A 15,347-nucleotide genomic window follows, 5' to 3' on the forward strand; every position below is an offset into this window, starting at 1 on the left:
GACCAAGTCCCGTACACTGCTCCCATGGCTCGCTGGCAACCCGACGCACCAGGACGACTCGCCGCCGCCGCCCTCGACCTCTTCGAGGCGAACGGCTACGAGAACACGACCGTGAGCGAGATCGCGCAGCACGCGGGGCTCACGAAGAGCACGTTCTTCCGGTACTTCCCGGACAAACGCGAGGTGCTCTTCGACAGGGACACGGTGACCGGTCTGCTCGTCGAAGGGATCGCCTCGGCACCGCAGGCGGCCGGACCGCTCGACGCGGTGGCGGACGCCCTCGACGCGCTCGGCCGGACGTTCTTCACCGCCGACCGCCGCGAGTTCAGCGGCCGGCGCCAGGCCGTGCTGGACGCCAACACGGAACTGCGTGAACGTGAGGCCCTGAAGCGGATCGACCTCACCGCCTCGATGATCGAGGCCCTCGAACACCGTGGAGTCCCGGGCCTGACCGCGCGCGTGGCAGCGAAACTCGGCACGCTCGTCTGGGAGATCGCCCACGACCAGTGGATCGACACCGGCAACAGCGAGGACTTCGGCCCGCTGGCACGGCGGGCGCTCGCCGACATACGCGCGACCGAGGCCATGCGCTGAGGCGCGTGTCGCGTCGTGATCGTTCCGCGGTGCGCTCTCGCCCCGCCCCCATGGAGGTCGCCGCGCTCGGACGCTGGGTAGGGTTGTGACCATGGCAAAGGGGATGGGGCGGCACCTCAAGGTGGGCCTGGACAGCGGCGTCGAGGACGTGACGCTGCCCATCCTGGAGTGGCTCGGCGAGCAGGGGGTCGGTGCCATGATCAGGGTCGACGCGGAGCGCATGCGTGAGGGTCGGCCGGCGTGGACGTTCGCCGCTTCCGGTGGGCCGCTGGACGGTGGCATGCGGGCCGACGGAGCCTCGGCCGCCGAGTGCATGGGCAGCGCACTGCTTCAGCTGCGTGAGGCCGGGCTGGCCGTTCCCTTCTGACGTCGTACGTCGCCCCGATCCGCTGTCCGGCGTCAATGCCGCCCTCGTCCTGGTCCGGTTCCCGTACGTCGAAGCCACCCTCACCGAGCGGTCGAGGTGAACGAGGCGGCGGCGCGGTACGGATCGCCGTCGGATCGTGGCGTGCGCCCGCCCGGGCACCCGGCCATGAAGGTCACGGGACCCGTACCGGCTCGCCGTCGTCACCCTCGCGCTGAAGAGGTGCCGCTCAGGAGGAGTTACGGCGCAGCCTGCGGGCGGCGACCAGCGCCGTGCCGAGAGCGATCGAGGCGCCGCCGATGCCGAGCAGCGGGCCGGAGACGTCGCTTCCGGTCTCCGCCAGGGACGCGTTCGCGGCGGTCCTGCCGGAGTCGTCGCCGGCCGCGTCAGAGTGTTCGGCGAGCGACGCGGCGGCACCGCTTCCGCCGTTGGAAGAGCTCGACGCTGCGGGACCGGTGGCGTTAGCGCCACCGCCGCTCATGTCGTCCTCACGGGGGTGGTCGGTACCGGAATTGTGATCGTTCCCGGGTTCGTCGCCGCCTCCGGGCTGCTGCCCGGCTCCGGGCTCGTCACCGTCTCCGGGCTCCTGCCCAGCCCCGGGTTTGCCGCCGCCTCCGGGCCCCTGCCCCTCTCCAGGTTCACCACCGCCTCCGGGCTCCTGCCCCTCTCCGGGCTCGTCGCCGCCTCCGGGCTTCTCACCTTCCTCGGCAGGAGCGATGATCTTCGATTCCACCCAGTAACCCGGGTCCGATTGAACATGGCCGTCGAAGATCCGCGGACCGATGAAGAACTCGACGAGCGGGGCGTCAGATCCGGCGCGGATGCGGACAGGGACGGTGGTTCGACCCGCCGGCAACGAGAACGCCTCCCGCAGCGCAAGGTCGTAATTGCCCAGTTCGGGATCGCTGAGAACCCGCGCGTCACGCCACGCGCCGTCGATGTGGACCTGGACTCGGAGGTCATCCCCGTACAGGCGTGGGCCGTCCGTATCGAGGGACATGTCGAGTGTCCAGACCTCCCCTCCGTCGTGAGCGTTCTCAAGGACGACGGAGAAGCCTGCCCAGTCACCGCCTGCCTCGACGGCCTTCGGGGCCCCCTCCAGGCGGAGGTCCGGAGCCGTAGCGGCACGCGTCTTCGCCGCGTCCTCCTCCGGGCTCCGGTCGGGCATCGACAGGGCCGTGTCGAGGGCTTCGTCCGCGGCCGCGGGCGTGGCTCCGAGGAGTGCCGGAGCCCGTGCGGCGGCAGCGGCGATCGCTGCCATGTACTTGTTTCTCACTGCCTGATCCCTTGTGTGGCGTCGTGCGCTGCTGCTGGGACCAGCCTCCGATCCGGCGAACCGCCCGGGTAGTGCAATCGGGTTGATGTGCCCATAGATGGAACCTATGAGGACGTTCGGCGCGCCGCGGCACGTCGGTCTCGCCCGCGATGACCGGTTCCGGGCCCGATAGCGTGACCTGTTGCCGCATGGAACGCCCATGTGTCCGGTTGGTCCGTGCGACGGCTTCCGGCGGAAAGAGACGAGGGTGCGATGAGTGAACCGACGAAGCCGAAGGTCGACGTTCCGGAGGGTGACGCTCCCGCCGAACTGACCACCCGGGACCTGGTCGTCGGGGAGGGGCCCGAGGTGAAGCCGGGCATGGTGGTCAGGGTCCACTATGTCGGCGTGACCTTCGCGTCCGGGAAGGAGTTCGACGCCTCCTGGGACCGGGGCGAGCCGTACAAGTTCGCCCTGGGCGGCGGCAAGGTCATCAAGGGCTGGGACCGAGGGGTACGGGGGATGAAGGTTGGCGGCCGGCGCGAGATCATCGTTCCCCCGCGTCTCGGGTACGGCAATCAGTCGCCTTCCCCGTCGATCCCGGCGGGCTCGACCCTCGTCTTCGTGGTGGACCTGCTGGCCGCGTATTCCAGCACCACCGGGTGGACCAACGCCTGAGAGTCGCCTGGAACACCCTTCGTGGTGGCCGTGACGCGCGTTACGGCCTCGCCGTTCACGGAGCCGTGGCGTCGAGCCGCGGCATCGCGCCGAACAGCGGAACCGCCACACAAAGAGGTGCCACGGAGGGGAGGTTGCCCTGGGAAGCGGTGTAATCCCCTCTCGATCAGCAGATGTTCAAACGTCTGATGTTTCTGTATGGTGTTCCCCATGACACCCATCAACGCACCGCGGCGGACGGCCAGTCTGTCCGCTCAGCTCGTGGACAGCCTCCGCGCACACATCGAGGCGGGGGGCTGGCCCGTGGGCACACGTATCCCCTCGGAGCAGGCACTCATCGAGGAGCTCGGGGTCGGACGCAGCACCCTGCGGGAGGCGATCGGCGCGCTGGTGCACCTGGGGCTGCTGGAGCCCCGGGCCGGGGACGGCACTTATGTCCGCTCGTCGAGCGAGCTCCAGTCCGTCCTGGTGCGGCGGGCGAGTTCCGCGCAGCGGGACAACGTGCTGGAGCTGCGCACCGTACTGGAGGAGTACGCCTCGGGAGCCGCGGCCCTGCGCCGCGACGAGGCACAACTGCGGCAGCTGCGGGAGCTGTTGGCCGACGCCGACGCGGCCGCCGCCGGTGCGGACCCGGCCGCGGCCACGAGCGTCGACGCGCTGTTCCACCGGGCCGTGGTCCGCGCGAGCGGGAACGACCTGCTGATCGAGGTGTACGACTACCTCGGTACGGCGCTCACCTCGTCCCTGGGCGGTCTGACCTGGGACGCCGCCGACGCGGAGGACCACGCCCGGCTGCACCGGCGGCTCGTCGACGCGATCGAGGCCCAGGACGCGGGCGCGGCGCGTGACGCGGCGGCCACGATCGTCCGGCTCACCCGCGACCACGAGACCGGCGAACCACGAGCGGCGGAGCAGCAGTAAGTCACCGGTGACCCGGGCCGCCGCCGACCGGGCAGCGCCCGCCCGCCGACTCGGCCGCGCTGTCCGAACCGCGAGGCCACCCACGTGAACAGCTCCCGGCCACCCGAAGGAGACCGCCCTTGTCCCCCTCCCGACTCCCCGCCGACGAACTCGAAGCACGCGCCGGCCGGCGAAGCGCCCACCTGTACGCGACCGATACGCAGTTCCGCGACACCGCGCCCCTGGACACGGTCAGCGAGGCGATCCGGCGGCCCGGACTGCCCCTCGCCGCCCTGGTGGCCACGGTGATGGAGGCGTACGCCGACCGCCCCGCTCTGGGCGAGCGGGCCACGGAGCCGTTCACCGACCCGGAGACGGGCCGCACCGCGCTGCGCCTCCTGAAGCGGTTCGACACCCTCACCTACGGCGCCCTCTGGGAGCGGGTCGGTGCCGTGGCGGCCGAGTGGCTGCACCACCCCGAACAAGCCTTGCAGGCCGGGGACTTCGTGGCCGTACTCGGACGCCCGAGTGCCGAGTACACCGTGGTGGAGCTGGCCTGTGTCCGCTCCGGCGCGGTGTCCGTCCCCCTGCCGGCCGGCGCCACCGCGGACCAACTGGCCCCCATCGTCGAGCAGACCGGACTGCGGCTGCTCGCGGTGGACGCCGGCCATCTGGAGGTCGCGCTGGAGATCGCGGCCAACGCGCCCTCGCTGGACAGGATCGTCGTCCTCGGCCACCGTGCCGAAGTCACCGCGCATCAGGAGGCGTTGGTCGCCGCACGCGACCGGCTCGCGTCGCAGGGCCGGGGCGCGACCCTGGACACGCTGGTGTCGGTCATCGACCGGGGAAGGACTCTGCCCCCGGTCCCGCGGGTTCCCCCGGCGTCGGCGGCCGACGCGCTCAGCACACTGATCTACACCTCGGGCAGCACGGGCACCCCCAAGGGCGCCATGTACACCGAGCGGGTGGTCAGGCAGTTCTGGGCCGACTTCGTGCCCGGCCAGGCGGCGCGGCCCGCCATCGTGCTGAACTACCTGCCGCTCAGTCACATGATCGGCCGGGGGGTGCTGTTCGGCACGCTCGCCAAGGGCGGTCTGGCCTGCTTCGCGGCGTCCGGCGACCTGTCGACGCTCTTCGAGGACCTCTCCCTGGTGCGCCCCACCGAGTTCGTCATGGTGCCCCGCATCGCCGACATGCTCCTGCGGTACTACCGGGACGAGTTGGCGCGCCACGATGGGACGGGCGGGGATGCCGCCGAGTCCGGGGAGCGGGTGAAGGAGGAACTCCGGGAGAAGACCATGGGCGGCCGCCTCTTATGGGCCGTCAGCGCCTCGGCTCCGCTCAGCGCGGAGATGACGGCGTTCGTCGAGAGCTGCCTCCACATCAGGCTGCTCGACGGCTACGGCTCGACGGAGGCCGGGATCGTCCTCCTCGACAGCCGCGTACTGCGCCCGCCGGTGACCGACCACAAGCTGGCCGACGTCCCCGAACTGGGATACTTCGGCACCGACTCGCCGTACCCCAGGGGTGAACTGCTGGTCAGGTCCGAGCGGCTGGTGCCGGGCTACTTCCGGCGCCCGGATGCCACCTCCGACGTCTTCGACGAGAACGGCTTCTACCGGACGGGCGACATCATGGCCCGCGTCGGCCCCGACGAGCTGAGGTACGTGGACCGGCGCGCCAACGTGCTCAAGCTGTCGCAGGGCGAGTTCGTGGCGGTCTCCCGTCTGGAGGCGCTCTTCGGCGGCAGTCCCGCCGTCCGGCAGATCTTCCTGTACGGCAACAGTTCTCGCGCCTATCTGCTCGCGGTCGTCGTCCCCACGCGGGACGCCCTGGACAGCGCCGCCGGGGACACCCGGCGACTCAGGACGATCGTGCGGGAATCCCTGCGGAGCATCGCGGCCGAGGCGGGTCTGAACTCCTACGAGGTGCCACGGGAACTCCTCGTGGAGACCGAGCCGTTCAGCCAGGAGAACGGGCTGCTCTCCGGCGTGCGCAAGCCGTTGAGGCCGGCCCTGGCGAAGCGCTACGGCGAACGTCTCGAAGCGCTGTACGCCGAGTTGTCCGACCGCGAGTCCACCGAGCTGGCGGCACTGCGCCGGGCCGGCACCGGCCAGCCGGTGCTGGACACCGTGCTGCGGACGGCGCGTGCGCTCCTGGGTCAGGAGGACGCCGCCGTGGAGGGAGGCGTCCGCTTCCTCGAACTGGGCGGTGACAGCCTCACGGCGCTGACGTTCTCCCGGACGCTGAAGGAGGTCTTCCATGTCGACGTCCCCGTCGACGTGGTCATCAACCCGGTCAACACGCTGCGGCGGGTGGCGGATCACATCGAGCGGGCACTCGCGTCGGAACACCGTCGCCCCACCGCCGACCGCGTCCACGGCCCCGCCGCGACGCGACTCGACGCGGGTGATCTGCGGCTGGACACGTTCTTCGACCCCCGTACCATCACCCGGGCCGAGAAGCCGTCCGGTCCACTACCCGAGGCCCGCACCGTCCTGCTGACCGGCGCCAACGGCTACCTCGGCCGCTTCCTGTGCCTCGAATGGCTGGAGCGCCTGGCCGAACGCGGCGGCACACTGGTGTGCGTGGTCCGCGGCTCCTCCGCCGAGGCCGCCCGGGCACGGCTCGACGCGGCGTTCGACAGCGGCGACCCGGAACTCCTGCGCCGATACCGCCAGTTCGCCGGCCAACACCTCCAGGTGCTCCCCGGCGACATCGGGGAACCGGACCTCGGGCTCGACCAGAAGACCTGGCGGCGACTGGCCGACACGGTGGATCTGATCGTCCATCCGGCGGCCCAGGTCAACCATCTCCTGCCCTACGACCAGCTGTTCGGACCCAACGTCCTGGGCACGGCCGAACTGATCAGGCTCGCGGTCACCTCCCGGATCAAGCAGTTCACCTTCCTGTCGACGGTCGCCGTCGTCCTCGGCGACGAGGCGGCGGCCGACGAGTCCGCGGACATCCGCACCGCCTGCCCGACACGCGATCTCCAGGGCGACTACGCCGACGGCTACGCGGCCGCCAAATGGGCGGGCGAGGTGCTGCTGCGCGAGGCACACGACGCGTTCGGTCTGCCGGTCGCCGTCTTCCGCTCCAACCTGATCCTCGCGCACCCCCGCTATGCCGGCCAGCTCAACGTCTCGGACGTCTTCACCCGCCTCCTGCTGAGCCTGGTGGCCACGGGGACCGCGCCCGGCAGCTTCTACGCCGACGGCACCGGCGACGGCGCCCACTACGACGCGCTCCCCGTGGACTTCACGGCCCGGGCCGTCACCGCGCTGGGTGACGACGTACGGGCGGGCCACCAGACGTACAACGTGGTCAATCCGCACGAGGACGGCATCTCGCTCGACACCTTCGTCGACTGGCTGGCAGCGGCCGGCCACCCGCTGAACCGCGTGGCGGACTACGCCGAGTGGCACGGCCGGTTCGAGACCGCCCTGCGGGGGCTGCCCGACCGCCCGCGGCAGCACTCGCTGCTCCCCCTGCTGCACGCCTTCGCCACACCGCAGCAGCCACTGCGCGGATCCGCCCTGCCGGCCGACCGGTTCCGGGCGGCGGTACGGGCAGCGGCCCCCGGCGGGGAGAGCGACATTCCCCGCCTGTCGCAGGAGCTGATCACCAAATATGTGACCGACCTCCGGGCGCGGCGCCTGATCTGACGGAGCGGCCCGGCGTGCCTCGCCCTGACGGGACGTCCGACCCGAACGGGCGAGCACGCGTCGGTAGGCTGGCGCGCAATGCCGAAAAGCCGCCAGGATGCTCCGGGGTCCCCCGAGTCCCCCGAGCCGTACGACACGCACGGCGGAGCCGCGTGGCTGCCGCACGGCTACTCGATGGGCACCCACGTGCACGAAGCGGGTCAGCTCGTCTACGCCGCCGCGGGCACCGTGGCCACCACGACGGAGCGCGGTACGTGGGTGGCCCCGGCGAACCGCGTCACATGGACGCCGCCCGGCTTCGCCCATTCCCATCGCTTCTACGGCCGTACCGATGCGCGACTGCTGACGATCCCGGTCGAGCTCTGCGGCGAACTCCTCGGGCACCCCAGTGTGTTCACGGTCGGCCCGCTGCTGCGCGAGGTGGTGCTGGCTCTGACCGGCGGCCGGCCGGAGACGCGGCCGGGCGCCCACCGCCGGCTGCTCGCCGTGGTGATCGACGAGCTGTCCGACACCCCCGAGCTCTCCCTGCACCTGCCCGAGGCGAGCGACGACCGGCTGCGCGCCGTGACCGACCTGCTGCACGCCGATCCCGCCCGGCCAGCCACCCTGGCCCAGCTGGGGCGCGTCGCGGGAGCCAGCGAGCGCACCCTGAGCCGTCTGTTCCACACCGAGCTCGGCATGGGATTCCACCGGTGGCGCACCATCTTGCGCATCCATCACGCCCTGGCCTACCTGGCGGACGGCATGTCGGTCACCGACACCGCGATGGCCTGCGGCTGGTCGAATCCGTCCAGCTTCATCGACGCCTTCAACGAGGTGGTCGGCCAGACCCCCGGCAGCTATCAGGCGGACCTGCGCAACGGTTCCGCGACCGCGGCGCCGTAGCGGACGCACCTCCGCGACGCCTGGAACACCGCACCCACCATGTTGGCGGGTTTTCGGTATCGCGTGTCCATCAACCGGTTGGTGACGGGTGCGGCCGGTTCCACAGTGGTGTCCGTACGGCGCGCGACCCGGCCGGCAGGGCCGTTCACACCATGACGCGCGCGGCATCACGTTTTCCAAGGAGCGCGAATCCATGGCCGAGACCGGCAAGGACACGAACGTCGTGATCGTAGGGGGCGGAGTCGCCGGACTCGCCCTGGGCAACTTCCTTCTGCGGAAGGGGATCGGGTGCGTCGTCCTCGAAAAGCACGCCCGAGCCTACGTCGAGCAGCGGCAGCGGGCCGGGGCCCTCGACGCCGGTGGAGTGCGCGTGCTGAACGAGTGGGGGGTGGGCGAGGCCGTGGAGGGCTACAGCCACGGCGACTCGGACGCGGATATGCCGCTGCTCATAGACGGAGAGGAGCGGCGGTGGCGGACCGGCGACGCCGATGAGGACGAGGCCGACGGGGCGTTCTGCCCGCAGCAGATCCTCGTCCGCAACCTGATCAGGGTCTTCCTGCGCGAGGGCGGTGATCTGCGCTTCGAGGCGCGGGATGTGTCGCTGCACGACGTCGGCACCGAGCGGCCCGTCGTCCGCTACCGGGACGCGGACGGCGCGGCACGGACGGTCACGTGCGATTTCGTCGCCGGTGCCGACGGCTACCACGGCGTCAGCAGGACGGCCGTTCCCGAGGACGTCCTCACCTGCGCCACCCACGAGTTCGGCTATGCCTGGCTGTCCGTGCTGACGGAGGTGCCCGCGGACCCCCTGGCCGTACTGGCCGTACACTCCCGCGGATTCGCCGCCCAGATCACCCGCGGTCCGGCCGCGAGCCGGGTCTACCTCCAGTGCCCGCTCACCGACACCGTCGAGCAGTGGCCCGACGACCGCGTCTGGAGCGAACTGGAGGCACGCTTCGGCAGGCCCGTGCCGGCCAGGGGCCCGATCAGGAGCAAGCAGATCGTGCCGCTGCGGGGAGTCGTCTTCAGCCCCATGAGCTACGGCCGGCTCTACCTGCTCGGGGACGCCGCCCACCTCATCTCCCCGATGAGCGCGCAGGGCATGAGTCTCGCCCTGCACGACGCCGACGTGCTGGCCCGCGCGGTGGTCCGGCAGGTCGAGAAGGACGACTGGAGCCTGCTCGACGGCTACTCCGACACCTGTCTGAGCCATACCTGGGAACGCCAGGCGTCCGCGGTGTGGATGACCCAGGCCATGCATGACTCCGGTGATGCCCGCTATGAGGGGGAGTTCCGCAGGCAGGTCGCCCGGAAGAACCTGGAATCCGTACTGGAGCCGCCCACAGCGCCTCACCCGGTCTCGTAAACCGACGGGGTCCGGCCCCGGCTCCCCGGGTCCGGTACGGGGTCCGGGGCGACGAGGCCCGGGTCGACGGGGTCTTTCCTGGCGTCCGCGGCCCGGGAGCCGTCGTCGAATCCGCGCAGGGCCGGGGTCAGATGGTTCGCCACTGCCAGCAGCGCGAAGACGGCGGCGAGGCCGAGGCCGGTGCACGGCGCTGGTGGTTCAGGCGGTGGAGGCGGCTTCGAGGAGGGTTTCGGCGGCGGCGGTGCGGGCGTAGAGGACGGAGCGGCCGGCCCGGTGGGCGCTCACCAGGCCCGCGTCACGGAGCGCGGTGAGGTACCGGGACACCGCGGCCGGGGACAGGCCGGTGCGGTGGGCCAGCCGGGTGGTGGAGTCCGGGGTGTCCAACTCGGTCAACAGGCGGGTCCGTGAGCGGCCGAGTACGGCGGCGAGGGCGTCGGTGCCGGTGGTGGGGCGCGGTGTCCAGATCGAGCCGGTGCCGCGGGCCGGGTAGACGAGCTGCGGGGGTTCGGGGGGAGCGACCCGGGTGGGCACGCGCGGGCCGGTGAAGGCGGAGGGGACCAGCAGGAGTCCGGGGCCCGCCGCGGTGCGGGACAGGGGTCTGCTGCGGCGGGTGAGGTGCAGCTTGCCGCCGTCCCATCGCACCGCGCTGTGCAGGTCGTTGAGGACATGGCCCGCGCCGTGCTCGGCGACCTGGTGGGCGCGGTGGAAGACGTCGGTGTCCAGCGCCGCCCGGATGCGGGCCCAGTAGGGGGCGATGGCCAGCTCCCAGTAGGTATGGATCTCCTCGGCGACGCGGGCCAGGCGGGTCTCCGGGTCCTGGTGCAGGGACCGCAGGCGGGGGTCGAGGCGTCCCTGGTGGTGTTCGAGGTGGTCGAGGTCGCGGCGGATCCGGTCGGCGGAGGCGTCCTGGACGGCGGCCAGTTCCGTGGCGAGGGCCGGGGCCGCACCGGTGGGGGCGGGGTTGAGGAAGTAGGGGAAGAAGCCGGCCGGCGGGATCAGCCCGGCGAGCCATCCCCGGTCCAGTCCGGCGGCGGCCACCCGCGGCCGGACCTGCTCGATCCACGGGCGGTGCGCCGGGGAGGCGGCGGCGCGGCCGGCGTGGCCGGACAGCAGCCGGAAGCTGGTCACCACCTGCCACATCGGTGAGACGACGAACCGTACCTGCGCCAGATCACCGGCCGAGAAGGCCAGTTCGGCCATGCGGCCACCCCCCCCCAGAGGATTCACACATGTTCGAATCAATGGCGGTCACGCTATCGGGTGGAGATCATCCCGGCATGACTTCGCACATCACTTCCGGCACGAACAGCGCGGCGGCATCGGGCACCTGGACGCTCGGCGATCTCTCGGTCAACCGTCTCGGCTTCGGCACGATGCGGCTGCCGCAGTACGGCGAGGCGCTGGTGCCCGACGCGGTTCCGCGCGAGCGCGATCAGGCGATCCGGGTCCTGCGGCGCGCGGTCGAACTCGGTGTGAACCACATCGACACCGCCGCGTTCTACTTCTCGCCGCTGCGGTCGGCCAACGAACTCGTCAACCAGGCGCTGCACCCCTACTCCGACGACCTCGTCGTCGTCACCAAGGTCGGTCCTGGCCGGGACACCTCGGGGCAGTGGCTGCCCCACGCCACGCCTCGGCAACTGCGCGGGCAGGTCGAGGAGAACCTGCGCCAGCTGGGGCGCGACCACATGGACGTGGTGAACCTGCGGATCGTGGGCACCGATTCGATCGCCGAGCGATTCGGCGCGCTGGCGGAGCTGAGGGACGCGGGGCTCATCCGGCACCTGGGCCTGTCCAACATCCACGAGCATCAGCTCGCCGAGGCCCAGGCCATCGCCCCCGTGGTCTGCGTGCAGAACATGCACGGCATCGGGGCCACGCCCGATCAGAAGCGGCTCCTGCGGGTCTGCGGCGAACAGGGCATCGCCTTCGTGCCGTTCTACTCCATCGCCGGCAGCGGACGTACCGCCGGAGTGACCACCACCGACCAGCACGGCACGCTGCACGCCGTCGCCCGCGCCCATGGGGCGAGCGCGGCCCAGATCCGGCTGGCGTGGACCCTGCACCAGGGCCCGCACGTCCTCGCGATCCCCGGCACCGGCGATGTCGACCACCTCGCGCAGAACGTGGCCGCCGGGTCGATCCGCCTGTCGGAGAGCGAGCTGGCCGACCTGAACTCCCTCAGTGAGTAGGGTGGTTGACGAGGTGGCATGGTCGGCCGGCCGTCATTGTCAGAGGGTCCGGCCGGGACGACCGGGGGCCTCAGCGGAGCGGGGGCACGTCCCTGCTGTAGCGCACCTCCGGCACCATGACGCCGTCGACCGGCCAGTCCGAGGTGGCGCCGTCCGGCAGGAAGCCGGCGTGTTCGTAGAAGCGCCGGGCCCTGGTGTTGGCAGCGAGCACCCAGAGGACGAGGCGGCGGAAGGAGCGTTCCTGGGCGGCGGTCAGTGTCCGCCGCATCAGGGCCCTGCCGATGCCGGTGCCGATGCGGTCGGGGGAGGCGTAGAGGGCGAGGAGTTCGCCGTCCTGCGGGTGGCGGTCGTCTTCGCGGGAGGGGCCCAGTGCCGCCCAGCCGACGACGATGCTGTCCTCCTCGGCGACGAGGTTCAGCACCGTGTCCGAAGCGCGTTCGAACATGTCGCGCCGTCGGCGGGCGTCCTCCGCCACCGTCAACGCGTCCAGGTAGCTCTGCGGCACCATCCCGGGGTAGGCGGCTTGCCAGCCCTTCACCCGGACCGTCGAGACGCCGTGGATGTCTTCTTCACGCAAGGGGCGCACCCGTATCATCCGCCGATCGTAACGACCTCTTCTTGTCCGCAGGTCCCCCTACGTCCGGTGCGTCCGCCCCGGAGCGGGACCGTCGGGCGTCGCCGGCTTCCCCCGGGAACGAGTTCCGGGCGGAGTTGCACCTTCAGCCGGCACTGGCGCCCGCTGAGGCGGCGATGGCCATGGCCGGTGGCCCCGTCGTCGTCGGCTGGACGGTTCACGGCAGCCTGGACGTCGGGCTTCCACGGGCCGTCGTAAGGGAGTTGTCACCTCAGCTGCCCGTGCTGGCGGCCGTCTCGCCGAGGGTCCCGATGGTCCGGTGCTGCGGCGTGATCGCAGCGACGCGTCCGTCGATCTGGACCTGGTACCCGGCGGATGGGCGCCGCAGGACGCACGAGCTGGCCGACGCGCTGCGGCGCGCTGTCCGCCGCCGCCACCACGACGCCCGGCGGGGAAGACCCCGGCCGGTCCGCGTCCCCTCCCCCGTGACGGTCGTCGACCGGCGCAACCCCGTCAGGGGCGGATCAGCCGCATATCAGGGACCCCTGTCACTGTTGTCCATGTGAACGGCGCTCGGGAAAGACCGGGGGCCGGGAGCGAGGAGAGGTGCCCGGAGTGGCTGATCGGGGACCAGCGAGCACGTCTCGAGGTCGGACCTCCCAGGGGTCCACGCAGGTTCAAATCCTGCCCTCTCCGCCATCCGGCCGCCGACGGAAACGAAACGGTGGTCGTCTGGAGGACGACGCGGGCGCGATGTCCGCCAGGCGGGAGGTCAGCGGTTGCGGCCGACCGGCAGTTCCAGGCGGAGTTCGTAACCGCCCTGCGCGGTGGGGCCGGAGATGACGCTGCCGCCGAGGAGTTCGGCCCGCTGCGTCAGACCGACCAGACCGTGCCGGGCGCTCGGCAGCGCCAGCGCCCGCCGCAGCGGGGCGGTGTTGGTGACGGTGGTGCGGACGCGGTCGCCGCGGTGCTCGACGCGGACGATCGCCGTGGCTCCCGGGGCGTGCTTGCGCGCGTTGGTCAGCGCCTCCTGCACGGTGCGGTAGACCGCGCGCTGCACCGCGGGCGGCAGGTCCTCGGGCAGGTCGGTCTCCAGTTTCGCCTCGATGCCGCTGGCGTCGACCAGCCGCTCCAGGTCGGCGAGGGAGGGCTGCGGTGTCAGTTCACCCGGGCCGCTGCCGGAATCGCGCAGGACGCCCACCATGTGCCGTAGTTCGTCCAGGGTCTGCACACTCAGGCGGCGGATCGTGGCCGCCGCCCGCCGCGTCTCGGTGTCCCCGCTCCCCACCTGGAGCGCTCCGGCCTGTACGGCGATCAGGCTGACCTGGTGGGAGACCACGTCGTGCATCTCCCGGGCGAGCTGGGCGCGTTCCTCGGCGAGGACGCTCTTGGCGGTGAGCAGCCGTTCCTGCGCGCGCGCCTCGCCGATGTCCGCGAGGCGCAGGGAGAGTTCGCGCCGGGCCTGGACGAGCTGGCCCAGAAAGACGGGGGCGGCGGCGGTGGCCAGGGTGTAGCTGAGGTGGAAGAGGTTGTTCGTCTGGGACAGTTCGGTGGCGTCGAGGGACGACCACGGCCAGGGCAGGTAGTCGATGACGGCGTAGGTGAGGGCGCAGGCGGCCAGCAGGACGCGGTGGCGGTTGAGCGAGGAGAGCGTGTACAGCGCGGCCATGGGCGCGAGGACCGCGTCGGTGACCAGGGCGGTGGGGAGCGTGAGGACGAAGGTCGCCAGGGGCAGCCGGCGGCGCGCGCCGAGGGCGAGCGCGCCGAGCAGTGCGCAGGCGGCGGCCGGCTGCTCCGCGATGCCGACGTGGGCCGCCGCGTCGAGCAGCGCGAGCCCGACGAGGAGTACGTCGAGCTGCCGGTCCGAAGGCCGTCGGAGGGTCAACGGACGCCCTCGCCCCCTTCCCGGGAGAGCAGTCCGGCGCGCTCGGCGATCAGTACGGCCTGGACCCGGCTGCCGACCCGCAGCTTGCCGAGCAGATTGGTGACGTGGCCCTTGACGGTGCCGGTGCTCAGATGCAGCCGCTCGCCGATGTCGGTGTTGGCCAGCCCCTCCGCCATGAGGGTGAGGACCGCGCGCTCGCGCTCGGTGAGCCGGTCGGTGAGGCGGACCGCGGCGGGCTCGCGCGCGCCGTGGTCGAGATAGCCGTCCACCACCCTGCGGGTGACCTTCGACGACAGCACCGTCCCGCCCTGCGCCAGCGTGCGCACCAGGTGGGGCAGCTCCTCCGGATCGGTGTCCTTGAGCAGGAACCCGGCCGCGCCCGAGCGCAGTGCCGTGGCCACGTAGTCGTCGGCGTCGAACGTGGTGAGCATCGCGACCACCGGGGGCTGAGGCATCCGGCGCAGGTCGGCCAGCACGGACAGCCCGTCGACGTCCGGCATCCGGATGTCGAGCAGGACGACGTCGGGTAGCAGTTCCCGCACCGCGCGCACGCCCAGACCGCCGGGCACCGCGCCGACGACCTCGATGTCGTCCGCCGCGTTGAGAATGTGTGTGAAACCCGTACGGATCAGGGCTTCGTCGTCGATCACCATTACCCGGACCACGTGCGCTCCGCTCCTCGCAAGCCTGCCTGCGATGCCTACCCCCGCCGGAGCCCGCCGGGGGCGGCCGGCGCGCGGTACCCGCCGATCGGCGGCACGGACTCAGCCGGTCGGCGGGGACTCCCCCGGCCGCCCGGCGGGCATGCGGCCGGTCGGCGGGGGGAGGTGTTTGCGGACGCGTGGCGGGGCGCCTCGGGACGGCTGCCGGAGTGGTTCGGGCGGCGGCGCGGTGAACCCATCGGTACATGGCCCGCAAAGCACCGGCTCGCCGAGCGACACCGGCATCGGCATCGGCATCGGCTCGCCGACCGACACCGGCCCCCG

Annotated in this window: 13 protein-coding genes and 1 pseudogene; 9 read left to right on the forward strand and 5 right to left on the reverse strand. The window is 71.8% G+C overall.

Annotation, left to right across the window (positions count from 1 at the left end):
* Positions 1-24 precede the first annotated feature (24 nt).
* Together GHR20_RS01045 and GHR20_RS36645 are read left to right on the forward strand one after the other, a co-directional pair.
* Positions 25-594, forward strand: coding sequence for a TetR/AcrR family transcriptional regulator (locus tag GHR20_RS01045; RefSeq protein ID WP_153811849.1), 570 nt, complete (start codon positions 25-27; stop codon positions 592-594).
* Positions 595-685: 91 nt separating this feature from the next.
* Positions 686-961 carry a hypothetical protein gene (locus GHR20_RS36645; protein WP_194858766.1) on the forward strand — a complete coding sequence of 92 codons (276 nt, stop codon included), beginning with the start codon at positions 686-688 and terminating at the stop codon, positions 959-961.
* Between the two features lie 226 nt (positions 962-1,187).
* Here the strand turns inward: GHR20_RS36645 and GHR20_RS01050 are convergent, their stop codons facing one another.
* Positions 1,188-2,219: a hypothetical protein gene (locus GHR20_RS01050; protein WP_153811850.1), complete on the reverse strand. Its 1,032-nt coding sequence runs from the start codon at positions 2,217-2,219 to the stop codon at positions 1,188-1,190.
* Positions 2,220-2,486: 267 nt separating this feature from the next.
* Here GHR20_RS01050 and GHR20_RS01055 point away from each other — a divergent pair, with 267 nt between their 5' ends.
* The 5 genes from GHR20_RS01055 to GHR20_RS01075 all read left to right on the forward strand — a co-directional run bounded on the left by GHR20_RS01055 (position 2,487) and on the right by GHR20_RS01075 (position 9,710).
* On the forward strand, positions 2,487-2,891 hold the full coding sequence (locus tag GHR20_RS01055) for an FKBP-type peptidyl-prolyl cis-trans isomerase (RefSeq protein WP_153811851.1): 405 nt from the start codon (positions 2,487-2,489) through the stop codon (positions 2,889-2,891).
* Between the two features lie 210 nt (positions 2,892-3,101).
* The gene (locus GHR20_RS01060) at positions 3,102-3,812 is read left to right on the forward strand and encodes an FCD domain-containing protein (protein WP_153811852.1); all 711 of its coding nucleotides are present in this window, start codon (positions 3,102-3,104) and stop codon (positions 3,810-3,812) included.
* A 119-nt stretch (positions 3,813-3,931) separates the two neighbouring features.
* Entirely contained in the window at positions 3,932-7,459 is a 3,528-nt protein-coding gene (gene car / locus GHR20_RS01065) for a carboxylic acid reductase (protein ID WP_243877843.1), read from the forward strand.
* 78 nt (positions 7,460-7,537) lie between these two features.
* On the forward strand, positions 7,538-8,344 hold the full coding sequence (locus tag GHR20_RS01070; RefSeq protein WP_153811853.1) for an AraC family transcriptional regulator: 807 nt from the start codon (positions 7,538-7,540) through the stop codon (positions 8,342-8,344).
* Positions 8,345-8,537: 193 nt separating this feature from the next.
* Positions 8,538-9,710 (forward strand): 4-hydroxybenzoate 3-monooxygenase, encoded by a 1,173-nt coding sequence (locus GHR20_RS01075; RefSeq protein ID WP_153811854.1) that lies wholly within the window; start codon positions 8,538-8,540, stop codon positions 9,708-9,710.
* Positions 9,711-9,908: 198 nt separating this feature from the next.
* Here GHR20_RS01075 and GHR20_RS01080 read toward each other — a convergent pair whose 3' ends face one another.
* Positions 9,909-10,910, reverse strand: a complete 1,002-nt coding sequence (locus GHR20_RS01080; protein WP_194858767.1) for a DUF5937 family protein — start codon at positions 10,908-10,910, stop codon at positions 9,909-9,911.
* Between the two features lie 77 nt (positions 10,911-10,987).
* Here GHR20_RS01080 and GHR20_RS01085 point away from each other — a divergent pair, with 77 nt between their 5' ends.
* Positions 10,988-11,902, forward strand: coding sequence for an oxidoreductase (locus tag GHR20_RS01085; RefSeq protein ID WP_208446824.1), 915 nt, complete (start codon positions 10,988-10,990; stop codon positions 11,900-11,902).
* 70 nt (positions 11,903-11,972) lie between these two features.
* On the opposite strand, the gene GHR20_RS01090 is transcribed toward GHR20_RS01085, so the two are convergent.
* On the reverse strand, positions 11,973-12,488 hold the full coding sequence (locus GHR20_RS01090) for a GNAT family N-acetyltransferase (RefSeq protein WP_343336038.1): 516 nt from the start codon (positions 12,486-12,488) through the stop codon (positions 11,973-11,975).
* A 588-nt stretch (positions 12,489-13,076) separates the two neighbouring features.
* Between GHR20_RS01090 and GHR20_RS01095 the strand changes: the two are divergent.
* Positions 13,077-13,175, forward strand: a pseudogene (locus GHR20_RS01095).
* A 73-nt stretch (positions 13,176-13,248) separates the two neighbouring features.
* Here the strand turns inward: GHR20_RS01095 and GHR20_RS01100 are convergent.
* Entirely contained in the window at positions 13,249-14,361 is a 1,113-nt protein-coding gene (locus GHR20_RS01100) for a histidine kinase (protein WP_153811856.1), read from the reverse strand.
* Positions 14,358-15,026 (reverse strand): response regulator transcription factor, encoded by a 669-nt coding sequence (locus GHR20_RS01105; protein WP_153811857.1) that lies wholly within the window; start codon positions 15,024-15,026, stop codon positions 14,358-14,360. Before GHR20_RS01105 ends, GHR20_RS01100 begins: the two co-directional genes overlap by 4 nt.
* Positions 15,027-15,347: the final 321 nt, after the last annotated feature.

Origin of the sequence: Streptomyces sp. SUK 48, assembly GCF_009650765.1 — a bacterium.
GTDB lineage: Bacteria > Actinomycetota > Actinomycetes > Streptomycetales > Streptomycetaceae > Streptomyces.